Genomic DNA, 22407 nt, shown 5'->3' with positions numbered 1-22407 from the left:
GCAAAGTCAAAAGCGCCCTCACCCTAGCCCTCTCCCGCAAGCGGGAGAGGGGACGTTCTCTGGGGAGTGGGAGAGGTTCGTAGCTTCGAAGGGGGCGCCTCCCAAGTTCGGTATAGGGGACGGAGTTGCGGGTAGGCGCGCCGCCCGACCTGTGGTTGTCTATGCCGCGATGACCTCCCCCACCCTCCGCCGCGGCCTCGCGGCCGCCCTCGTCCTGCACGCTGCCGCGCTGCCTGCGCAGCAGCGCGAAGACGCGACCACGCTCGATACCGTGCAGGTGTCGGGCGTGCGGCAGGCGCTGGCGGATTTTCCCGGCGCGGTCAGCGTGATCGATGGCGAGACGCTGCGGGCCGGGCAACGGCAGGTGTCGTTGGCGGAAACGCTGGTGCGCGTGCCCGGCATCGGTGTGCTGGACCGGCAGAACTACGCGCAGGACCTGCAGATCCAGAGTCGCGGCTTCGGTGCGCGCTCGACATTCGGCATCCGCGGCATCCGGCTGATCGTGGACGGCATTCCGTCGTCGGCGCTGGACGGCCAGGGCCAGGCGGCGAACTTCCCGCTCGGCTCGCTCGATCGCATCGAGGTGCTGCGCGGGCCGCTGGCGTTGCAGTACGGCAACGCGGCCGGCGGCGCGATCGTCGCCGAGACCGTGCTCGACGGCCCCACCGGCGTGCGCGCCGACGGCTGGATCGGCGAGCACGGCACGCACCGCGCGCAGGCCGGCATCGAAGGCGCGAGCAGCGACGCCGACTGGCGCTGGCAGGCGTTGGGCAGCCGCTTCGTCACCGACGGCGAGCGCCCGCACAGCGCCGCCGAACGCTCGCAACTCGATGCCGTCGCGCAGTGGTCGCCGGATGCGGACCGGCGTCTGCGCCTGGTCGCGGGCGGGTTGTCGCAGCCGTACACCGACGACCCGCTCGGCCTGACGCGCGCGCAATGGGAACGTGAGCCGCACGGCACCGATCCAGCGGCGCTGTTGTTCGACACGCGCAAGAAGATCGACAACGCGCAGGCCGGCGTGCGCTGGGACGACACCTATGCACCGGGCCGCGCGTACTGGCTGGGCGGCTACGGCATCGATCGCGACGTCGTGCAATTCCTCGCGGTACCGGTGGCGGCACAGCGCGCGCCGACCAGTGCCGGTGGCGTGATCGACCTGGGCCGGCGTTCGGCGGGGATCGAGGCCGGGCATCGCTGGGAGTTCACGCGCGGCGCGCTGGCGGTGGGCGTGGAAGCGGGACGCCTGGACGAAGACCGTCGCGGCTACGAGAACTTCGTCGGCACCACGCCGGCCGACACCGTGCTCGGCGTGCGTGGCCGGTTGCGCCGCGACGAGGACAACCGCATCGACGACCGCGAGGCGTTCGTCAGCGGCGGCTGGCGTTTCGCCGAACAATGGAACGCGCTGGCGGCGGTGCGCCACGCGCGCATCGACTTCGAATCGCACGACCACTACATCGCGCCCGGCAACGGCGACGACAGCGGCACGCTCGATTACCGCGAGACCGCGGCGTCGCTGGGCGTGTCGCGTGCGTTCGATTCGGGCGAGATGTTCGCGAGCCTCGGCCGCGGCTTCGAGACACCGACGGTGACCGAACTGTCGTACCGGCCCGACGGCAGCGCCGGTTTCAACGACCTGCGTGCGGCGCGCTTCGACAGCGCGGAAGTCGGTGCGCGCTGGCGGCGCGACGGACTCGAAGCCAGCGTCGCCGTGTATCGCATCGACGGCGAGGACGAGATCGTTCCGGCCGACAATCGCGGCGGCCGCGCCAGCTTCGCCAACGCCGGGCGTACGCGTCGCGAGGGCATCGAGGGCGGCATCGAGGGCGCGTTCGGCGAACGCTGGTCGTACGTGGCCACCGCCAACCTGCTGCGTGCGCGTTTCACTACGCCTTTCAGCTACGGCGTCGTCGTCGGTGGCGTGCCGGTGACGCGCACGGTGGCGGCGGGCAACCGCGTGCCGGGCATCCCTCGCGCGAACGGCTACGCCGAACTGGCCTGGGCGGCCGGCAGCGGCGCGTTCGATGCGGCGGTGGAGATGCGCGCCAGCGACGACATCGACACCGACGACCGCAACACCGAGGCCGCGCCCGGCTACGCGCAGTTCGCGCTGCGCCTGCAGTGGCGCGTGCCGGGATCGGGCTGGCACGGGTTCGTGCGCGTGGACAACGTGTTCGACCGCGACTTCGTGGGCTCGGTCATCGTCAACGAGGCCAACGAGCGTTATTTCGAGCCGGGTGCGGGCCGCACGCTGAGCGTGGGGCTGGGCTGGGGGCCGCGTTGAGGCTCCAAGCGAGAGCAGTACGCGCACTCCAGCCCGACCATCCTTCGACTCCGGCGCTGCGCGCCTACGCTCAGGACGAACGGGATTAGGTGGGCCTCATCACCACCCAGACCAACCCTCACCGTTCGTCCTGAGCGTAGCGAAGCGGAGTCGAAGGGTGGACGGGTGCGGAAACACTTCGGCGCCCGACTCGCATGGCAAAGCGACAGTACGCTCTGCCGCCCGCTCATCCTTCGACTCCGGCCTACGGCCTACGCTCAGGACGAACGGAGGGTCAGCAGCCGCGAGCCCGTCTCGCCCTGGGGCCGCGGGGCCTGATCCGCGGCCGTTCCGTTTCCTTCACGCCGTCCGTACTAATGATCGGGCGCTGGGGCGGCGCAGGGGATGGGAAGACGGGCCATGGCCACTCGACTGGAGGCGCTGCCGCTGGGACCGGTTGATCGCGTGCGCAAGCGCGACAGCCTGCGGACGCGGATCGCGCTGTGGTCGGGCATGGTCGGCGTGTTGCTGGTGTGCCTGATGGTCGGCGGCGTGGCCTGGTACCTGCGACAGCAGGTCGACCGCGACGCGCGCCTGGACACGATGGCCAACGCGCAGCAGGCCGCCGAGCAACTCGATGCGACGATGCTCGCGGTCACGGTGAGCACTGATGGCCTGTCGGACCTCGCGGCGCATTCCGGACTGGATCCCGCGGCGCTGACCAGCACCCTGCGCTCGCTGGTCAAGGCGACACCGGGCTGCGCCGGCGGGTTGCTGGCGCTGGAACCGCGCGTCGCCGGCGGAACCCCGTACGCCCATTACGTGCACGTGGACGGCCGCGCCGACCGCGACTTCGTCGCCGAGGACTACGACTACCGCAGCAAGCCCTGGTACGAACGCACGTTGCACAGCGCGCGGGGCTGGTGGTCCGAGCCTTACTTCAGCGAGACCGCCGGCAACCGCTGGATGGTTACCTACAACAAGCCGCTGCCGCAGGGCGCCGGGATGGTCAGCCTGGACCTGCCGCTGACCGCGCTGACCGACAGCCTGCAGACGGTCGCCTACCTGCCCGGCTGGCGCGCGAGTCTGGTCGCGCCGGGCGGGATGATCGCGTTCAACCCGGACGTGACCGTCGCCCGCGAAATGACCATGGAGCGCTTCGTCCGGCTGGCCGGACGCAGCGACCTGCTGCCCGCGGTTGAAGCGGTGCGCGAACGCCGCCATCTGCAACTGGTGCACATCGACGCGTCCAGCGGCGAGAAGCGCTTCAGCGTCGTCGAGCCGGTCGGCGAGACCGGCTGGACCGTGGTGGTGTCGCAGTCGTATCGGCTGATCATCGCGCGCCTCAATCGCCTGCTGATGGCGCTGGGCGCGACCGGCCTGCTGCTCGCCGGGTTGTGCATGCTGCTGATGCGGCGACTGGCCGGGCGGATCGGTAAACCGGTGCAGCAACTGGCTGCGTCCGCAACACACCTGTCAGAAGCCAACTACGAGGCGCCCGTGCCGCACACGCTGCGCCGCGACGAGGTGGGGCTGCTGGCGCGCGCGTTCGACCATGCGCGCGGTTCGATCAAGGAACAACTGCGTCGCATCGAGCAGATGGGCGCGGCGCGGCAGAAGCTGGAAAGCGAGCTGTCGATCGCGCGCGACATCCAGCTGGCGATGCTGCCGGAGCCGCCGGTGCTGCGCGGCAACGGCCGCGTACTGCGCGCGCACGCGATGCTGGAACCGGCCAAGGCGGTGGGCGGCGACTTCTACACGTTCTTCGTGCGCGACGGACGCCGACTGTGGTTCGCGATCGGCGATGTGTCCGACAAGGGCGTTCCGGCGGCACTGTTCATGGCGCGGGCGATGACGGTGCTGGAAGTGGCCACCAGCCGCGGCGGCTCGGTGGAAGACGCGCTGCGCACGGCCGCGACGCGCCTGGCCGATGGCAACGACACCTGCATGTTCGCGACCGTGCTGTGCGGGCGCATCAACGTCGATGACGGCGAGCTGCGGCTGGCGAGCGCCGCGCACGAGCCGCCGGTGCTGCTGCGCGCCGACGGCAGCCGCGAGTTCCTGGCGGTCGAGGCGGCGGGCCCGCTCGGCATCGACATCGAGGAGCACTATCCGGTGTGGCGCGGCCGACTCGAACCGGGCGACGCACTGGTGGCCTACACCGACGGCATCACCGAAGCGTTCGACGGCGGCCAGCAGGCATTCGGCACGCAACGGCTGATGGATGCGCTGCAACCGGGTAGCGACCCGGGTGCGTTGCGCCAGGCGCTGGTGTCGGCCGCGCACCGGTTCAGCGGCGCGGCGCCACAATCGGATGACATCACCGTATTGGCACTATGCTTGGCCACGGACACCGACGGAGGCGAATGATGCAGCTACGGATCGAAGTCCCACACCAGCGCGAACACCTGGGCGAACTGCTCACGGCGATCGACCGCGCACTCGCCGAACACCGCGTCGCACCGGAAGTGCGCGACGACATGCAGCTGATCGCCGAAGAAGTGGTCTGCAACGCGATGGACCACGGCGTCGAGGAAGCCTCGCGCGATGGACAGAAGCAGATCGTGGTCGACATCGCGCGCCACGGAAACCGCCTGCATGTCGAGTTCCGCGACACCGGCAAGCCGTTCGATCCGCTGTCGCAACCCATGCCCGACCTGGAGGCGTGCATCCTCGACCGGCCGATCGGCGGGCTGGGCGTGCACCTGATCCGCGAGATCGCCGAAGCCGTCAGCTACGAGCGCGACGAACCCTACAACGTCCTGCGCGTGGTGCTGCGCGCAGCCTGAGCCGTTACGAGGAACTCACCGCCATGGACCTGCAGATCCGCATCGATCCCGCCCTAAACGGCAACCAGCGGATCGCGCTGGGCGGCCGCCTCGACACGCACAGCTACGACGAACTGGACCGGCGCCTGGCGCCGGTGCTGGCCTCGAACATCCAGTCGCTGGTGCTGGACCTGGCGTCGCTGGAATACATCAGCTCCGCCGGCGTGCGCTCGATCTTCAAGGCGCGCAAGGCGCTGGCATCGCGCAACGGCAAGGTACTGGTGCTGAACCCGCAGCCGCAGATCAAGAAAGTGTTCGACGTGGTGAAGGCGGTCCCGCTCAACGAGATCTTCACCTCGACCGAGGAAGCCGACGCCTATCTCGACGCGATGCAGCGCAAGGTGCTGCGTGGGGCGGACGAGGACGAGTAATTTCCCGGCGCCAGCCCTCACCCCTGCCCCTCTCCCGCAGGCGGGAGAGGGGTGACCCTCGGGAGTCCTTTTTCTTTGCCTTGCTTCTAGTCCCCTCTCCCGCATGCGGGAGAGGGTCAGGGTGAGGGCCGCTCTCAGCTACGAGCGCGGATCTGCGCGTCCACCGCGGCGATCGCGGTCATGTTGACCACGCGGCGTGCGGTCGAGGCCGGGGTCAGGATGTGCGCGGGCTTGTCCAGGCCCATCAGGATCGGGCCGATCGCGACGCCGTCGGTCATCACCCGGATCATGTTGTAGGTGATGTTGGCGGCGTCGAGGTTCGGCATCACGAACAGGTTCGGACGGCCCTTCAGCGTGGTGTTCGGGAAGATGCGGTGGCGCAGCTCCTCGTCCCACGCGGTGTCTGCCTGCATTTCGCCGTCCATTTCCAGCTTCGGCATGCGCTCCTTGATGATCTGGTAGACCTTGCGCATCTTCGCCGCCGACGCGTTGTCGTGGCTGCCGAAGTTGGAGTGCGACAGCAGCGCGACCTTCGGCTCGATGCCGAAGAGCTTCATGCGGTACGTCGCCTGCAGCGTCGCCTCGGCGATCTGCTCGGCCGGCGGATCGCACTGCACGTGCGTGTCGAGGAAGAACCACACGCCCTGCTCGTTGATCACGCCGGTCATCGCGGCCGTGCCGGACACGCCCGGGTCGAAGTCGAACACGCTGCGCAGGTAGCCGAGCTTCTTGTGGAAGCGGCCGACCAGGCCGCAGATCATCGCGTCGGCTTCGCCGCGCTCGACCATCAGCGCGGCGATCAGCGTCGGGCGCGAGCGCAGCAGGTTCTTGGCCGCGGCCGGCGACACGCCGCGACGCTCGGTCAGCGCGTGGTACTGCTGCCAGTAGTCGTCGAAGCGCGGGTCGGAGTTGATGTTGGTCAGTTCGTAATCGACGCCTTCGCGCATGCGCAGGCCGAGGCGCGTAATGCGTGCCCCGATCACCTCCGGGCGGCCGATCAGGATCGGGAACGCGAGCTTCTCGTCGATCACCGTCTGCACGGCGCGCAGCACGGTCTCTTCCTCGCCTTCGGCGTAGACGACGCGCTTGAGGTCGCTGCGGGCACGGTCGTAGACCGGCTTCATCAGCAGGCCGGTGCGATAGACGTACTGGCTCAGCTTCTCGATGTAGGCGGGCATGTCCTCGATCGGACGGGTCGCCACGCCCGAGTCCGTCGCGGCCTTGGCCACGGCCGGCGCCAGCATCACCAGCAGGCGCGGGTCGAACGGACGCGGGATCAGGTAGTCGGGGCCGAAGGTCGGCACGTCGCCGCCGTAGGCCGCGCCGAGATCGGAGGATTCCATGCGCGCCAGGTGCGCGATCGCGCGCACGCAGGCCAGCTTCATCTCCTCGTTGATGCCGGTCGCGCCGACGTCGAGCGCGCCGCGGAAGATGTACGGGAAGCACAACGCGTTGTTGACCTGGTTCGGGTAGTCCGAACGGCCGGTCGCGATGATGCAGTCCGGACGCACCTTCTTGGCGTCTTCCGGGAGGATTTCCGGATAGGGATTCGCCAGCGCCAGGATGATCGGCTTGTCGGCCATCGTGGCGACCATCTCCGGCTTCAGCACGCCGCCGGCGGACAGGCCGAGGAACACGTCGGCGCCATCCATGATTTCGGCGAGCGTGCGCTTGGCGGTGTCGCGCGCGTAGCGCTGCTTGTCCGGGTCCATGTGGCCGCGGCCGGTGTAGAGCACGCCGTCGCGGTCGACCGCGAGGATGTTCTCCGGCTTCATGCCCAGCGCGACCAGCATGTCGAGGCAGGCGATGCCGGCGGCGCCGGCGCCGGACGTGGCGAGCTTCACGTCCTCGATCTTCTTTCCGACCACTTCCAGCGCGTTGAGCACGGCGGCACCGACGATGATCGCGGTGCCGTGCTGGTCGTCGTGGAAGACCGGGATGTTCATCCGCTCGCGCAGCTTGCGCTCGACGATGAAGCACTCCGGCGCCTTGATGTCCTCGAGGTTGATGCCGCCGAAGGTCGGTTCGAGGCTGGCGATGATGTCGACCAGCTTGTCCGGGTCGCGCTCGTCGATCTCGATGTCGAACACGTCGATGCCGGCGAACTTCTGGAACAGCACGCCCTTGCCTTCCATCACCGGCTTGCCGGCCAGCGGGCCGATGTCGCCCAGGCCGAGCACGGCGGTGCCGTTGCTGATCACCGCGACCAGGTTGCCGCGCGCCGTGAGCTCGCTGGCGGTCCTGGGGTCCTCGACGATCGCCTCGCAGGCGAAGGCCACGCCCGGCGAATACGCCAGGGCCAGATCGCGCTGGGTGACCATCGGCTTGGTCGCCGAGACCTTGATCTTGCCCGGCGGGCTCATGCGGTGGTAATCGAGCGCGGCCTGCTTGAGATCGGTGCTGGACGGGGTATCGGACATTTCGGGCGAAAACCACGGATGGGCCGCCGATTCTAGCCGCTTAACGTGAAGCCCGAGGACGCCACGGTATGGCCGGGGCGCGACGCGTTGCGCAGAATGCAACCTCTCCTGCAGGGTGGGGACACGAATGCGCTCGAGCTTCCGGCCGCACTGGGCCCCGTCGACATGGATGCCGGCTCCATGGATGCTCGCCGCCACCACGCTGGCCTGTGTGCTGCTCGCGCAGCTGCCATTGATCCTCAATCCAGGCTATTTCAGCCACGACGAGCTGCAGTGGGCCGCCTTCGCCGGCCACGACGCCCACCTGATGCCGCGGGATCAGCTGTGGACCGACCTGCAGATGTTCCAGTACCGGCCGCTGACCTTCTCGCTGTGGCTGTGGCTGTCGGAGGCATTGTTCGCCCGGCCGCAGGCTTTCCATGTCGTGATCGTGGCCTGGGGCGGCCTCAATGCGGCCCTGCTGGCATGGTTGCTGCGCCGCTTCGGGCTGGGCGCCACTTCGGCCCTGTGCGGTGCGCTGGGCTTCGCTTTGAGCCCGTTCGCGATGCACACCCACGGCTGGGTCGGCACGATCGGCGACCTGATCTGGACCGGCTGCGCGCTGGCGACCGGCCTGCTGGCCCAGCGCGAGCGCGGCGCCGTGCTGACCTTCGCGGGTGCCGCCGTACTGACGGCGATCGGGCTGCTGGCGAAGGAGTCCGCGATCGTGATCCCGGGGCTGGCCGCCCTCGGCTGGCTGTTGCTGGGCCGGCGCCGGAGCTGGGCGATGGCCACGGCCGGCGCGATGGTGCCGGTCGCGATCTACCTGTCGCTGCGCCTTGGCGTGATCCTGTTTTCCCCGCGCGAGGCTGCCAACTACGGCTGGAGCTTCGCCTACGCGCCGCTGCGCTGGCTCGAGTACCAGCTGTATCCGTCGATCCCGACCCGCCTCGGCATCACCGGCCTGCTGGAGAAAGGCGCGGGCGACGCCCGCCTGTGGGTCGCCGGCCTGGTCTGGCTGGCGGTCGCCTGGACGTTCTGGCGTGCCGGCTCGCGCTGGCTCGCCGCCTTCCTGCTGGTCGGTGCCGCAGCGCTGGGGCCGGTGCTGATCCTCGCGGAGTCGGCCAACCAGTACGGCTACGGCTTCGCCGCTGCGATCGCGGGGCTGGCGGCGGCAGTGTGGGCCAGGAGCGACCGTCGCGGACGGATAGCGCTGGGCATCGCCGCCGTGCTGAGCCTGTGGCACGGCGTCAACGTCATGCGGCGGATGCACGAGGTCGGCGAACTGCAGGCGGTGTTCTCGCCGGCGATGGCCGACGCGGTCGCGCGCGCCGAAGGACACCCGGTACGAATACGCGCCGCCGATGCGGGCCAGCACTGGATCTATCTGCGCCTGTCGCTTGGGATCCCCAGCTACGCCGGCGTCCCCATCGGCGAACGCGTGCGCCTGGTCGGCGGCAGCGAGGATGCCGACTATGTAATCGAGAAGGATGGGGCGCTGCGGCGGTTGGAGTGACGGCAACCTGCGCGCAGGCCCTCCCCGACCAATCTTCACCGTTCGCCCTGAGCGTAGCGAAGCGGAGTCGAGGGGTGGACGGGTGACGAACACTTGATGGCGTCCGCATGGACAAGTGAGGCGTTATGCACCCCATCCGCTCATCCTTCGACTCCGGCGCTGCGCGCCTACGCTCAGGACGAACGGGATTTTGCTTCCATCACGATTTCGCCGTACGGGTCAGATATCGCTGAAGCAATCCTCGGCGATGCTGGCCAGGCGGATGCGGTTGGCGAACAGCGAGAACGCCAGCATGCCGGCCAGTCCGTTCGCGCGCGCGATCCAGCGCGGCAGCCAGCGCGCGGGCTTGATCACGCCTTCGGCGACCAGCGGCTCGAAGCGCTGCACGTCGCCCAGCGTCATCTTGCCGGCGAACAACTGCCGGCACAGTCCCAGCTTCTGCTGGTGCAGCGCCCAGCGGAAGAACGTGTGCACGCTGACCAGGCCGCGCAGGTACACCGTGTCCTTGGTGAAGGCGCTGCCGCCGCAGGTAGGCACGCCGCGGAAGATGCGCTGCGCCGAGGCGAAACTGTCCTCCGGCGATTGCCCTGACTTCAGGAAATAGCGAAACACCTCGACGAAGTCGGCGCCGTCCAGCGCCATCTGCACCGCTTCGATGCGCAGGCTGATGCGCTTCATGCGGCCGATGTCGATGCTGCCGGTGATCTGCTCGGCGAAGGTCGCCAGCCCTTCCTGCGTCACGGTGACCCGGGGCGATGACAGCGCGAGGCTGGGCAGGATGTGCTGGTCGCGTCCGTTGAGCGCGGTCAGCGAATGCACGAACGCTTCATGCTGCAGCAACTGGTGACGGTCGTAATCGCTGAAGGCGGCGCCGTGGCGCAGACGGATGCGGGTCGCGCCGGCCGCGGCCTTGGCGATCAGGTCGGGATCGAGTTCGACCTCGATCACGCGGCCGTCGAAGTAGTCGTCGAGCTCGCGCTGCAATTGCAGCTGCAACGCGGTCGCGGAGATGGTGACGTGCTCGGCGGGCGACAGCAGCTCGTGGTCGAGCTCGTCGGCGATGGAAATGAAATGGTGCGCCGCCTCCAGCGTGCTCGGACCGTCGCCGGGCAGGGCCTGGCCGGGATGACCGAACAACTGGATCGAGTAATCGGTGACGGCGTCGGTGCCCAGCGATTCGCACAGCGCCGCGGCGACCGCCCAACTGCGCGCCGATTCGGCCACGTACTGGCCGAGCGGATGTTGCTCGTCGGCGGCTTTCGCGATGGCGTCAAGCTCGCTGCGAACCTCGGCGAGATCGAGCTTGGGATATTCGACCTGCGGGAGCTTCACGACGCCGCGGGCGTAGTCGGCCAGGAACTGCACCTCCAGCCCGGCCGGCCAGCTTGCCAGCGCCAGCACGCGGACGTCGCGCACGGCCGCGACCATGCGCGAGTCGAGCGCTGCATGGTGGGCGACCTCCTGCGAGAGGGCGTTCGACATTCTGTTCATGCCGTGCGCGAGTGTAGTCCATTGCCGGGGTGCACCCGGGCCGCGGCGCACAAATTGAAGGACTGCGCGTGCCCGGCAAAGCTCCAACGCGTCCGCCCTTCGACTCCGGCGCTATGCGCCTACGCTCAGGACGAACGGCAGGCATCGGCTTCGCCCCTTCGACGAACCGTGGGTTGAAGGAGGGAATGACGCCGCAGATGACGCGCCGTACCGGTTACGCCGCGTTACCGTCCATGCGCCTCAATGGCGCCCGTACTTCTCGTCCAGGCGCTTGTTGAGCGCCTTGCCCTGCACTTTCTCGTCGGCCTTCTGCGCGCGCCGGTTGGCGAGCTTGTTGGCGGCACCGGCAACCTCGTCGCGCAGCTTCAGGTAATTGGCGAAGCGCTGCGGGTCGAGCTTGCCCGCCTCGATCGCACCGCGCACGGCGCAGCCCGGCTCGCGCTCGTGGTGGCAATCGCGGAACTTGCACTGATCGGCCAGCGCTTCGACGTCGCTGAAGTTCTCGGCGACGTCTTCCTCGCCGGTCGGCTTCAGCTCGCGCATGCCGGGCGTATCGATCAGGCAGGCGCCCGACGGCAGCGGGATCAGCGCGCGGTGCGTGGTGGTGTGGCGGCCGCGCGAGTCGTGCTCGCGCACGGCGCTGGTCTTCATCTTCTCGATGCCAAGCAGCGTGTTGGTCAGCGTCGACTTGCCGGCGCCGGAGCTGCCGACCAGCACCGCGGTGCGACCGGGCTGCAGCCACGGCGCCAGCACCAGGATGCTCTCGGCGTCCTTGGCGTTGACTGCGCGCACGGCCACGTCCTGCGCGGCCAGTTCGACCAGGGAGGCGAGCGCGTCGGTGACGTCCTGCGCCTGGTCGGCCTTGGTCAGCACCACCACCGGCTCGACACCGCCGCCGCGCACCAGCAGCAGGTAGCGTTCGATGCGGCGCGGATTGAAGTCGGCGTCCAGGCCGCAGACGACGAACACCGTGTCGACGTTGGCCGCAATCAGCTGCTGCTGGTAGTGCTCGCCGGCGGCGGCACGCTTGATTGTGCTGTGACGCGGCAACAGGGCCACGGCCTTGCGCCCCTCGACCAGCACCCAGTCGCCGACGCCGGGGCGCTGGTCGATGGTCACCGTGCCTTTGCGGAAGCCGGGCGGGCGCTGCCACTCGGGCAGCGATTCGACCGGAAAGCTCTGGTCGGGGCCGTCGGAGACGATGTAGCCGCTGCGATGCTGTTCCACCACCCGCGCCGGGCTGGCCTTCGGGTGCGTGGCCATCAGGTCACGCCAGGCCTGCTGCCAATCGGTCGTCGCCGGCCGCGCCTCATCGGCCGCGAGGGGCCAGCCGATCGCCTGCAGGGCGGCGTGCGTGGAAGTCAAAAGTCAGTGGCGGGGGTTGGCATGCCCGGATTCTACCTTCGGCCGCCCTGCGTGGCGCAGTACGCGGTCGCGGATCGGCCTCGGATCGGGCGTGCCCGCAGTGCCGTTCATGCGTTTTTTTGGCTAGTCTGGCGGTCCACCCCCACCTCTCCTGCTGCGATGTCCCTGCCCCCCGTGAAGACCCGTGAACGCCTGTCCGAAGTCCGCTACGAAATCCGCGGAGAACTGGCCCGGCGAGCCCGCGAGTTGGAGGCCCAGGGCCGCAAGCTGATCAAGCTCAACATCGGCAACCCGGGCGCGTTCGGGTTCCGCGCGCCGGAGCACCTGCAGCGCGCGATCGCCGACCGCATCGCCGATACCGACCCCTACACCCACCAGCAGGGCCTGCCGGCCGCGCGTGAGGCGATCGCCGCCTTCCACAAGCAGCGCGGTACGCCCAATGCCAGCCCGGAACGGGTGTTCGTCGGCAATGGCGTCAGCGAGCTGATCGACCTGTCGCTGCGGGCGCTGCTCAATCCCGGCGATGAAGTGCTGCTGCCCTCGCCCGATTATCCGTTGTGGAGCGCGGCGACCATCCTCAACGACGGCCGCCCGGTCTATTACCGCTGCCTGCCGGAGAACGGCTTCCTGCCCGACCCGGACGAGATCGCGCAGCTGGTGTCCAGCCGCACCCGTGCGATCGTGCTGATCAACCCCAACAACCCGACCGGCGCCGCATACCCGCGCGAGCTGATCGAAAAGATCGTCGCCATTGCCGCACGCCACAAGCTGCTGCTGATGGCCGACGAGATCTACGACTCGATCCTCTACGACGGCGCGCAGTTCACGCCGGTCGCACCGATCGCCGGCGACCTGCCGTGCCTGTCGTTCGGCGGCCTGAGCAAGGTGCACCGCGCCTGCGGCTGGCGCGTCGGCTGGGCGGTGCTTTCGGGCGATCCGGTCGCCAGCGGCAACCTGCACCACGCGATGGACCTGCTCGGCGCGCTGCGCTTGTGCGCCAACGTGCCGGGCCAGTTCGCGATCGACGCCGCACTGCATGGCGAAGACACCATCGCGCCGTTGTGCGCACCCGGCGGCCGCCTGTACGAGGCTCGCCGGGCGGTGACCGAGAGCGTTGCTGCGAGCCGGCACCTGGAACTCGTCGCGCCGGCCGGTGCGCTGTACGCGTTCCCGGCCGTGACCGGCGCTGCGGCGCAGGGCTTCGACGACCACCGTTTCGCGCTGGAACTGCTCGAAACCGAAGACGTGCTGGTGGTGCCGGGTTCCAGCTTCAACGTGCCCTACCGCAATCACTTCCGCGTGACGCTGTTGCCGCAACCGGACGACCTGCGCGAAGTGTTCCGTCGCATCGAACGCCTGCTCGACCGTTACGCCGACCGCGGTCAGTCGCAAGCGGTGGCCTGACGCCATGGCGAGCGCTCCCGCACCCGCGTTGTCCTACCTCGCCCTTGGCGACAGCTACACGATCGGCGAAGGCGTACCCGAGGCCGGGCGCTGGCCGGTACAGCTGGCGCACGCACTGCGCGAGGAAGGCATCGCGTTGTCCGATCCGCGCATCATCGCCACCACCGGCTGGACCACCGACGAGCTGACCTGGGGCATCGACGGTGCCGAGCCGCTCGGCGAATGGGATTTCGTCAGCCTGCTGATCGGCGTCAACAACCAGTACCGCCTGCGCAGCGCGGTGGGCTATCGCGGCGAGTTCGACACGCTGCTGCAGCGCGCGATCCGCTACGCACGCGGCCGCGCCGACCGCGTGCTGGTGCTGTCGATCCCCGACTGGGGCGTGACGCCGTTCGTGAAGACCACGCAGCAGAAGCCGGAGACCATCGCCGCCGAACTGGACGCCTACAACGCTGCGGCGCTCTCGGTGTGCGACGCACGCGGCGTTGCCTTCGTCGACATCACGCCTGCCTCGCGCGAACACGGCGCCGAAACCGAAATGCTCGCCGAAGACGGCCTGCATCCGTCGGCGGCGATGTACACGCTGTGGACGCAGCAGGCATTGCCTGTGGCGCGCACCCTGCTGTCGCGCTGAACGACGCGGTCAACCTGGCTTCATGGCCGCAGGACGCATCCCGAGTCAGGAATCTCCATGCCGCATCCCCTGATCGCTCCCATGGCAGCACATGTTGCTCTGGCTGCTTTCCTGTATGCGTTGCTCACGTTTGCTCGCGCCCCGGCGATCTGGGGCATCGGCCGGCGCTCCGACGGCAGCAATCCCTGGGCGAGGTTCGAGCCTCGCATCAGCGCGAATCTCTCGAACCAGTTCGAATGGCCCCTGCTCTTCTACGCGGCGTGCCTGGTGCTGCTTCAGTCCGGCACAAGCCAGCTCTCGCTTGTGCTGGCCTGGATCTTCGTCCTTGGACGGGTACTGCATAGCCTGGTTCAGATACTGACCAGCAACGTCCGGCTGCGGGGCGTCGTCTTTACGGTCAACTTCCTGGCGGTGCTGGGTCTGTGGGCCATCGTGGCCCTGCACCCATCACAGAACCACTAGCCCGGACCTTGCGGCCCACTTCAGTGGGTCGCGATGCCGGATTCGACCTCTCTACGGCGTTGAATGTCCTCGCCCGCGCTTCCGGCGGAAGGCTCCGGCACACTCGCATCCCCGTCCGGCACCACGCAGCGATAACCCAGCGCACGCAGCCGCTCCAGCAGCAGCGACAGCGTCTCCACGTTGCGTCCGTGCGCCGCGCCTTCGTGCGCCAGCACGATCGCACCGGGCGCAAGGTCGCGCTCGATGCGATCCACCACCTGCTCGGGTTCGCAACGCACGCCATCGAAGCCGCGCGCGGACCACGCCACGCGCGCCAGGCCATGCCGCTTCAGCGCGGACGCGACGAACGGGTTGCTCATGCCGACCACGGCGCGGAACCAGCGAGGCGCCGTGCCGGTGATAGCGGTCAACGCGGCCTGTGCAGCGTCGATCTGCGCCCGCATCGCGCGCGGGGGCAATGCCCAGAACCAGGCCTGCGGGTGGGTGTGGCTGTGCTGGCCGATGCCGTGGCCGCGACGCACGATTTCGCGCACCAGCTCCGGCTGCGCCGATGCCCGTTCGCCGACCAGGAAGAACGTGGCGCGCGCGCCATGCGCATCGAGCAGGTCCAGCATCGCCCGCGTGTCGGCGGACGGACCATCGTCGATGGTCAGCCAGACCGCCCGGTCGGCCACCGGCAGGCGGCTCAGCGCCGGCGCCAGCAGTTGCGAGCGGGGATGCAGCGTCGCCCAGATCACCGTCAGGTGGCTGGCCACCATGGCCGGCAGGCCGGCCGGCCAGCCCCAGCGCCACCACAGGCCGACGACCAGCAGCTGCGATGCGGTGAAGACCCAGGCCCAGGCGTACGGATGGCGCGGCGGACGGTGAAAGGAAGGCGAAACAACCGGCAAATTCATCCCCCATCGTACCTTGCGGCGTAGACTGCCCGCCCCCATCTGCATCACGTTCCCACCAGGTAGTCCGACATGTCCCTCGACCCCGCGCTGCGTTCGCGCATCGAAACCCTGCTGCAATCCAACCGCGTCGTGCTGTTCATGAAGGGCGCGCCGGACGCGCCGCAGTGCGGCTTCTCGGCCAAGGCTTCCGGCGTGCTGAACGCGCTGCTGCCGCAGGGCTATGCCCACGTCAACGTGCTGGCCGACGCTGAGATCCGCGAGGGCATCAAGCAGTACGGCAACTGGCCGACGATCCCGCAGCTGTACATCGATGGCGAACTGGTCGGCGGCAGCGACATCGTCGAGCAGATGGCCGGCAGCGGCGAGCTGCACAGCGTGCTCGGCCTGCCGGCGCCGGATCGCAGCCCGCCGCAGCTGACCATCAGCCCGGCCGCGCTGGAAATGCTGCGCGGCGCGATCGCCAACGCCGGTGACGGCTACGCCGTGCAGCTCGACATCGACGCACGCCACAACGCGCGTCTGCAGCTGGCGCCGGTCGACACCAACGCAGTGGCGGTCGAGATCGACGGCGTGCGCGTGCAGACCGACTGGCTGCAGGCACGCCGCGCCGACGGCATCAGCATCGACTGGGTCGACGACGAGCGCGGCCGCGGCCTGGTCGTACACAACCCGCATGCACCGCCTGCAGTGCGCGCGATCACGCCGGCCGAAGCCGACGCGCGCGTTCGCGCCGGCACGCTGCGCCTGGTCGATGTGCGCCCGGCCGACGAGCGCGCGATGGCCGCCGCTCCGGTCGCCTTCGACACCATGGACGCCGGCACCGGCGCGCTGGAAGCATTGCCGAAGGACACCGCGCTGGCGTTCCTGTGCCACCACGGCGGCCGCAGCCAGCAGGCAGCCGAGCATTTCCGCGGACTCGGTTTCCGCGAGGTCTACAACGTCACCGGCGGCATCGATGCCTGGGCCGACGTCGACCCGAACCTGCCGCGCTACTGATCGGATCCCGCGCAGCAGACAAAGCGAACCCGCGGCTCAACCGCGGGTTCGTCGTTTCAGGGCCAGGTTGCGTTACCGCTCAGGTGAAGCCGCCACCGTTGTCCAGGTATTCCTGCTCTTCCGGCGTGCTGGCACGGCCCAGCACGTGGTTGCGGTGCGGGAACCGGCCGAAGCGACGGATCACGTCGCGATGGCGCTCGGCGTAGTCCAGGTATTCCCTGCCCTGCTCGCCTTCGAACGCGCCGCACAGCGCGACGCTGCGGTCCTGGTCCTCGAGCGATTCGGAATGCTCGAACGGCATCATCAGGAACACGCGCAGCACCTCGTCCACCTCGCGGTCATAGCCCAGGGCCAGCGCGCGGTCCGCGTAGTGGAGCGCCAGCGAATCGGTCGCGTAGGCATGGCCGCTGCCACGGAACGCATTGCGCGGAATCTGGTCGAGCAGTAATACCAGCGCCAGCGCGCCCTCGGCATCGTCCATCCAGTGTTCCAGCTCGCGGCGAGCGGCGCGGTGGTGCGCGTCGAGCAGCTCGCGGCAGCGCGCATCGAAGACTTCGTCGCGTGCGAACCAGCGCTCGTAGCCAGCGTGGTGCCAGAAATCGACGATGTCGCGCGCGGTCGTGTGCATGAAGGTCATTGCGTGACGAATCAGATATCAGCGTAACGCAGTCCAATCCCCTCCTCCCACGTGCGGGAGAAGGTACCCATCCATCACACCGACTCGTCGGCCAGCTGCGTTTCCAGTTCGTTGATCCACAGTTCGGTGATGCTCTCCATCGTCACCGCGTGGATCAGCGGACGGATCGCGCCGGCGGAATAGGACTGCGAGACGAAGCGGGCGTAACGATTGCGGAAATCGAACCAGGCGTGCTGCGTCTCGTCGAAGATCGCCAGCGTCTCGCCGTCGAGCTGGGTGCGCAGGTGGGCCACCACGACCTGCAGACGTGCGTCGGCGAGACGGAACTCGTCGATCGCCTGCTGGTTCATGTCGTGCTGGGTCAGGCCGTCGTCGCCGCTGTGGCGAGCGACTTCCTCGGCCCGGGTGAAATAGCTGTCGGCGATACGCGCCGCGGTTTCGGCCTTGCCGATCAGGCGCTGCTCGAGGCGACGCAGGTCGTCGAGGTTGGTGTTGCTGCTGTCGAGGCCCTGCTTGAGGTCGAGCAGCTTCTGGTTGCGTTCGATCGCCTCGACCGCGCCGCGGCGCTCGACCCGTCGCTGCAGGAAGTAGAACAGCCAGGTCAGCATGGCGCCGGCCAGCAGGTAGATGAACTTGTCCATGGCCGACCCCCTCCTCGCTTCAGACGGACAGTGTGCCTTGCCCGCGTCGCAGACACTGCGATGCCGTGCGCGGCCGGCGCTCACGTGCCGGCCATCGCCCCGGGGCCTCCTCAGAGGTAGCTGGTCACCGCCGGCGGATTCCACCAGTTGTCGTGGCGTCCATCGGCAAAGCGCACCGGCACCGTGGCGAGTTCCTCGGGCGTGATGTTGTCCAGGCAGGCGATGTTGACCGACACGAACTTGCCGCCGACTTCCGGAATGTCGCCCAGGCCATACGGGCGCACGCCGCAGGTCCTGCAGAACGGCCAGTGCACGGAGGAGCCCGCCTTGAACTGGTAGTCGGTCGTGGCGTCGGCGCGGCTGTGCAGGCGGAACGAATCGGGCTTGATGACCACACCCCAGTTGCGCGTCTTCGCACAGATCGAGCAGTTGCAGCGGCCGGTGCCGTGACTGAAGTCGATGTCGGCCTCGAAATGGACGGCGCCGCAGTGGCAGCTTCCGGCGTAGGTCTTGGTGGGCATCGCGAACGGTCCTGGTGAGTGGAGCGCGGAGATTACCCGCGCTCCGTTTCAACGATTGCGACCGCGGTACCGGATCGCGCCGCTTACTCGTCGAAGCGCAGGTGCTTCACCGACTTGCCGTGGCGGCGGATCAGCTTGAGCGCCTCGATGCCGATGTTGATGTGGCGATCGACGAACTCCGCGCTGACGCGCGCGTCCGAGGCCTCGGTCTTCACGCCTTCCGGGATCATCGGCTGGTCCGACACCAGCAGCAGCGCGCCCGACGGAATGTGGTTGGCGAAACCGGCGGCGAAGATGGTGGCCGTCTCCATGTCGATGGCCATGCAGCGCATCGTGCGCAGGCGCTCCTTGAAGGCTTCGTCGTGTTCCCAGACGCGGCGGTTGGTCGTGTAGACGGTACCGGTCCAGTAGTCGTGGCCGAGGTCGCGGATCATCGTCGACACCGCACGCTGCAGTGCGAACGCGGGCAACGCCGGCACCTGCGGCGGCAGGTAGTCGTCGCTGGTGCCTTCGCCGCGGATCGCGGCGATCGGCAGGATCAGGTCGCCGAGCAGGTTCTTGCGCTTGAGCCCGCCGCATTTGCCCAGGAACAGCACCGCCTTGGGCATGATCGCGCTGAGCAGGTCCATCATCGTCGCGGCATTGGGGCTGCCCATGCCGAAGTTGATCATCGTGATGCCGTCGGCGGTGGCGCTGGGCATCGGCCGGTCGAGTCCGACCACTTCGGCGCCGGTCAGGCGGGCGAAGGTGTGCAGGTAGCCGCCAAAGTTGGTCAGCAGGATGTGTTCGCCGAACTGGTCCAGCGGCACGCCGGTGTAGCGCGGCAGCCAGTTGTCGACGATCTGCTCTTTGTCTTTCATCGGGAGTTTCTCCTCTTTTTTTGCTTGTTTTGTCGTGTCGTTGGCTCCGTGCATTGTGTCACGCCGGGCCATGACCAACGTCAGGCTTGGCACGAACCTGTGACCGCGGCTACGGTGGGGGTCTGGCGTCCAGCCAACTCCGGGGAAACCATGTATCGAACTCTTGCCACCGCGCTGGCCGCGGTGCTGTCCATCGGCCTTGCCCAGGCCGCCACGCCGGAAGATTCCGGCACGACCGCGCGGTCCCGCTTCGTGCAGGACCCTTACCCCAGCACCTACCGTCCGCTCGCCTCCGCGCCCGTGCTGATCCAGCACGCCACCGTGCTGACCGGCACCGGCCAGCGCCTGGACGATGCCGACGTGCTGTTGCAGGACGGCAAGGTTGTCGCGGTCGGCAGCGCCCTGCAGGCGCCGGCCAACGCCACCCGCGTCGACGGCACCGGCAAGTGGGTCACGCCGGGCATCATCGACGTGCATTCGCATCTGGGCGTGTATCCGAGCCCGGGCGTCAGCGCGCACAGCGACGGCAACGAATCGACCGCGCCGACCACGCCGAACGTGTGGGCCGAACATTCGGTGTGGCCGCAGGACCCGGGCTTCGCCGCGGCGATGGCCGGTGGCATCACCACGCTGCAGATCCTGCCCGGCTCGGCCAACCTGATCGGCGGCCGCGGCGTGACGCTCAAGAACGTGCCGGCGACGAGCTATCAGGCGATGAAGTTCCCGGGTGCGCCGTGGGGCCTGAAGATGGCCTGCGGCGAGAACCCCAAGCGCGTGTACGGCCAGAAGGGCGGCCCGTCGACGCGCATGGCAAACGTCGCCGGCTACCGCGCGGCGTTCATCGACGCCAGCGAGTACATCCGCAAGAACGCTCCGAAGAACCAGCAGCCCAAGAAGAAACGCTGGTGGCAGGGCTCGTCGAGCGGCAACGGCGCCGACAGCGAAAAGGACACCGGCGGCAAGCGCGACCTCAAGCTCGACACGCTGGCCGGCGCGATCAACGGCGACATCCAGGTGCACATCCACTGCTACCGCGCCGACGAGATGACGACGATGCTCGACCTCGCCAAGGAGTTCGGCTTCAAGGTCGCCGCGTTCCACCACGGCGTGGAGGCCTACAAGATCGCCGACCGCCTGGCCGCCGACGGCGTGTGCGGCGCGCTGTGGGCCGACTGGTGGGGCTTCAAGATGGAGGCCTTCGACGGCATCCAGGAGAACATCGCCATCGTCGATCGTCCCGCCAACAGCTGCGCGATCGTGCATTCGGATTCGGAGGAGGGCATCCAGCGCCTCAACCAGGAGGCGGCGAAGGTGATGGCGCATTCGAAGCTCGCCGGCATCGACATTCCGCCGGAACGCGCGATCCGCTGGCTGACGCAGAACCCGGCCAAGGCGCTGGGCATCCTCGACCGCACCGGCACGCTGGAGCCCGGCAAGATGGCCGACGTGGTGATGTGGAACGGCACGCCCTTCAGCGTCTACGCCAAGGCCGAACGCGTGTACGTCGACGGCGCATTGGTGTTCGACCGCAACGACCGCACGCACCAGCCGGTGTCGGACTTCATGCTCGGCCAGGAAGCCGCGGCGCAGGGAGGTGTGCTGTGATGCGCCCCGTCCTCACCCGTCTTGCCGCGGCGACGCTATCGCTGCTCGCCCTCGGCGCCAACGCCCAGGAGCTGCTGATCCGCAATGCCACGGTCCACACCGCCGGCGCGCAGGGCACGCTGCAGAACGCCGACGTGCTGGTCAGCGGCGGCACCATCCGCGCGGTCGGCACCGGCCTGTCCGCGCCCGCCAACGCGCAGGTCGTCGACGCGCAGGGCCGCGCGCTGACGCCGACGCTGTTCGGCGGCATCACCGAGATCGGCCTGGAGGAAGTGTCCGGCGAGAAGGCCACCGTCGATGAATCGCTGACGCTCGGCGCCAGTACCAAGGAGATGACGGTCCGTCCCGAGTTCGACGTGACCCTCGCCTACAACCCGGCGTCGGTGCTGATTCCGGTGACGCGCATCGAAGGCATCGGCTGGACCCTGCTCGGCGCCGACAGCGGCAGTGGCGGCTCGATCGTCGCCGGCCAGGGCGGCGTGGTGCGGCTGGACGGCAGCGCCGATCCGGTCGGCCCGCGCGAGCTCTTCATCAAGCTCGGCAGCGACGCCGCCGGCCTGACCGGCAACTCGCGTGCGGCGCAGTGGATGATCCTCGACCAGCTGATCGACGAGGTGCGTGGCCGCATCGCGCCGGACTCGCACGCCGCGCTGCTGACGCCGGCCGGCCGTGCCGCGCTGGCGAAGTACCTGGGCGGTGGCAGCCGCGTGGTGGTGTCGGTGCATCGTGCCGCCGACATCCGCCAGCTGCTGCGCTGGTCGGCGCGCCACAACGTGCGCATCGCGATCGCGGGCGGCGCCGAGGCCTGGCAGCTGGCACCGCAGCTGGCGCAGGCGAAGGTGCCGGTGTTCGTCGATCCGCTGTCCAACCTCCCGGGCGATTTCGACCGCATCGGCTCGACCATGGAGAACGCCGCACGGCTGCGTGCCGCCGGCGTGCAGGTCGGCTTCACTCAGTCGGGCGACGCCTCGCACAACGCGCGCAAGGTGCGCCAGCTGGCCGGCAACGCGGTCGCTGCGGGCCTGCCGTGGGCCGACGGCCTGGCCGGCCTGACCCGCGTGCCGGCCGAGGCGTTCGGCGTCGCCGACCGCTTCGGCAGCATCGCCCCGGGCAAGCGCGCCGACCTGGTGTTGTGGAGCGGCGATCCGCTCGAGGTCAGCTCGGTCGCACTGCAGGTGTGGATGGATGGCCGCGCGATCCCGATGCGCAGCCGCCAGACGGAACTGCGCGACCGCTACCTGTCGCCTGCGCCGGCGGCGGAAAGCAGCGGCGGCTTGCCGCGCGCGTACACGGTGCCAGCAGCGCGGTAGTACGCCAGCACCTGACGCACCATGACGATGCCGTCGCCTCCGGGTGGCGGCATCGTCGTTTCTGGGTGCGCGCGCCGGGCCCTGTCCTGAGCCTGTCGAAGGTCGAAGAGTGAGGGGCCTGCGAAGCCCCCCGAGGCAAGGCTCGACCGCACCCCGCCGAATCCGCCACCATGTGGCCCACATCACAGCGCCCAGGCCCGGAGCCTCT

Annotated in this window: 19 protein-coding genes; 11 read left to right on the top strand and 8 right to left on the bottom strand. The window is 68.9% G+C overall.

What is annotated here, in order from left to right:
- The first annotated feature begins 169 nt into the window (after positions 1 to 169).
- The 4 genes from IU514_RS14985 to IU514_RS14970 all read left to right on the top strand — a co-directional run bounded on the left by IU514_RS14985 (position 170) and on the right by IU514_RS14970 (position 5462).
- Positions 170 to 2284 (top strand): TonB-dependent receptor family protein, encoded by a 2115-nt coding sequence (locus IU514_RS14985; RefSeq protein WP_194931945.1) that lies wholly within the window; start codon positions 170 to 172, stop codon positions 2282 to 2284.
- 399 nt (positions 2285 to 2683) lie between these two features.
- Positions 2684 to 4633 (top strand): SpoIIE family protein phosphatase, encoded by a 1950-nt coding sequence (locus IU514_RS14980; RefSeq protein WP_194931944.1) that lies wholly within the window; start codon positions 2684 to 2686, stop codon positions 4631 to 4633.
- Positions 4633 to 5052 (top strand): ATP-binding protein, encoded by a 420-nt coding sequence (locus tag IU514_RS14975; RefSeq protein WP_194931943.1) that lies wholly within the window; start codon positions 4633 to 4635, stop codon positions 5050 to 5052. Before IU514_RS14980 ends, IU514_RS14975 begins: the two co-directional genes overlap by 1 nt.
- Positions 5053 to 5075: 23 nt before the next feature.
- On the top strand, positions 5076 to 5462 hold the full coding sequence (locus IU514_RS14970; RefSeq protein WP_194931942.1) for an STAS domain-containing protein: 387 nt from the start codon (positions 5076 to 5078) through the stop codon (positions 5460 to 5462).
- Positions 5463 to 5596: 134 nt separating this feature from the next.
- Here the strand turns inward: IU514_RS14970 and IU514_RS14965 are convergent, their stop codons facing one another.
- On the bottom strand, positions 5597 to 7882 hold the full coding sequence (locus IU514_RS14965; protein ID WP_194931941.1) for an NADP-dependent malic enzyme: 2286 nt from the start codon (positions 7880 to 7882) through the stop codon (positions 5597 to 5599).
- Positions 7883 to 8066: 184 nt separating this feature from the next.
- Between IU514_RS14965 and IU514_RS14960 the strand changes: the two genes are divergently transcribed.
- A complete protein-coding gene (locus IU514_RS14960) occupies positions 8067 to 9377 on the top strand; it encodes a hypothetical protein (RefSeq protein ID WP_194931940.1) in 1311 nt (436 codons plus the stop codon).
- A gap of 219 nt (positions 9378 to 9596) precedes the next feature.
- Here the strand turns inward: IU514_RS14960 and IU514_RS14955 are convergent, their stop codons facing one another.
- Together IU514_RS14955 and rsgA are read right to left on the bottom strand one after the other, a co-directional pair.
- A complete protein-coding gene (locus IU514_RS14955; RefSeq protein WP_194931939.1) occupies positions 9597 to 10859 on the bottom strand; it encodes a flavohemoglobin expression-modulating QEGLA motif protein in 1263 nt (420 codons plus the stop codon).
- A 249-nt stretch (positions 10860 to 11108) separates the two neighbouring features.
- Positions 11109 to 12233: a ribosome small subunit-dependent GTPase A gene (rsgA, locus tag IU514_RS14950; protein WP_386760316.1), complete on the bottom strand. Its 1125-nt coding sequence runs from the start codon at positions 12231 to 12233 to the stop codon at positions 11109 to 11111.
- Between the two features lie 159 nt (positions 12234 to 12392).
- On the opposite strand from rsgA, the gene IU514_RS14945 reads away from it, so the two are divergent.
- The 3 genes from IU514_RS14945 to IU514_RS14935 are packed head-to-tail and all read left to right on the top strand — an operon-like array spanning position 12393 to position 14733.
- The gene (locus IU514_RS14945) at positions 12393 to 13637 is read left to right on the top strand and encodes an aminotransferase class I/II-fold pyridoxal phosphate-dependent enzyme (protein ID WP_194931938.1); all 1245 of its coding nucleotides are present in this window, start codon (positions 12393 to 12395) and stop codon (positions 13635 to 13637) included.
- Between the two features lie 4 nt (positions 13638 to 13641).
- Positions 13642 to 14271 (top strand): SGNH/GDSL hydrolase family protein, encoded by a 630-nt coding sequence (locus tag IU514_RS14940; protein WP_194931937.1) that lies wholly within the window; start codon positions 13642 to 13644, stop codon positions 14269 to 14271.
- Positions 14272 to 14328: 57 nt separating this feature from the next.
- Positions 14329 to 14733, top strand: a complete 405-nt coding sequence (locus IU514_RS14935; RefSeq protein WP_194931936.1) for an MAPEG family protein — start codon at positions 14329 to 14331, stop codon at positions 14731 to 14733.
- Between the two features lie 20 nt (positions 14734 to 14753).
- Here IU514_RS14935 and IU514_RS14930 read toward each other — a convergent pair whose 3' ends face one another.
- Entirely contained in the window at positions 14754 to 15629 is an 876-nt protein-coding gene (locus tag IU514_RS14930) for a polysaccharide deacetylase family protein (protein WP_194931935.1), read from the bottom strand.
- Positions 15630 to 15698: 69 nt separating this feature from the next.
- Between IU514_RS14930 and grxD the strand changes: the two genes are divergently transcribed.
- Positions 15699 to 16625 carry a Grx4 family monothiol glutaredoxin gene (gene grxD / locus IU514_RS14925; RefSeq protein ID WP_194931934.1) on the top strand — a complete coding sequence of 309 codons (927 nt, stop codon included), beginning with the start codon at positions 15699 to 15701 and terminating at the stop codon, positions 16623 to 16625.
- A gap of 79 nt (positions 16626 to 16704) precedes the next feature.
- Here grxD and IU514_RS14920 read toward each other — a convergent pair whose 3' ends face one another.
- The 4 genes from IU514_RS14920 to IU514_RS14905 all read right to left on the bottom strand — a co-directional run bounded on the left by IU514_RS14920 (position 16705) and on the right by IU514_RS14905 (position 19284).
- Positions 16705 to 17253, bottom strand: a complete 549-nt coding sequence (locus tag IU514_RS14920; RefSeq protein ID WP_194931933.1) for a DUF924 family protein — start codon at positions 17251 to 17253, stop codon at positions 16705 to 16707.
- An 83-nt stretch (positions 17254 to 17336) separates the two neighbouring features.
- Entirely contained in the window at positions 17337 to 17903 is a 567-nt protein-coding gene (locus IU514_RS14915; protein WP_194931932.1) for a lysozyme inhibitor LprI family protein, read from the bottom strand.
- Positions 17904 to 18013: 110 nt separating this feature from the next.
- The gene (locus IU514_RS14910) at positions 18014 to 18424 is read right to left on the bottom strand and encodes a GFA family protein (RefSeq protein ID WP_194931931.1); all 411 of its coding nucleotides are present in this window, start codon (positions 18422 to 18424) and stop codon (positions 18014 to 18016) included.
- An 83-nt stretch (positions 18425 to 18507) separates the two neighbouring features.
- Positions 18508 to 19284: an AMP nucleosidase gene (locus IU514_RS14905; protein WP_194931930.1), complete on the bottom strand. Its 777-nt coding sequence runs from the start codon at positions 19282 to 19284 to the stop codon at positions 18508 to 18510.
- A 150-nt stretch (positions 19285 to 19434) separates the two neighbouring features.
- Here IU514_RS14905 and IU514_RS14900 point away from each other — a divergent pair, with 150 nt between their 5' ends.
- Both IU514_RS14900 and IU514_RS14895 read left to right on the top strand, forming a co-directional pair.
- A complete protein-coding gene (locus IU514_RS14900; RefSeq protein ID WP_194931929.1) occupies positions 19435 to 20889 on the top strand; it encodes an amidohydrolase in 1455 nt (484 codons plus the stop codon).
- Entirely contained in the window at positions 20889 to 22199 is a 1311-nt protein-coding gene (locus IU514_RS14895) for an amidohydrolase family protein (RefSeq protein WP_194931928.1), read from the top strand. The genes IU514_RS14900 and IU514_RS14895 overlap by 1 nt, the downstream gene beginning before the upstream one ends.
- The last annotated feature ends 208 nt before the right edge of the window (positions 22200 to 22407 follow it).

Origin of the sequence: Lysobacter niastensis (assembly GCF_015453285.1) — a bacterium.
GTDB lineage: Bacteria > Pseudomonadota > Gammaproteobacteria > Xanthomonadales > Xanthomonadaceae > Lysobacter_J > Lysobacter_J niastensis.
This window is presented reverse-complemented; position numbering and strand designations above follow the sequence as displayed.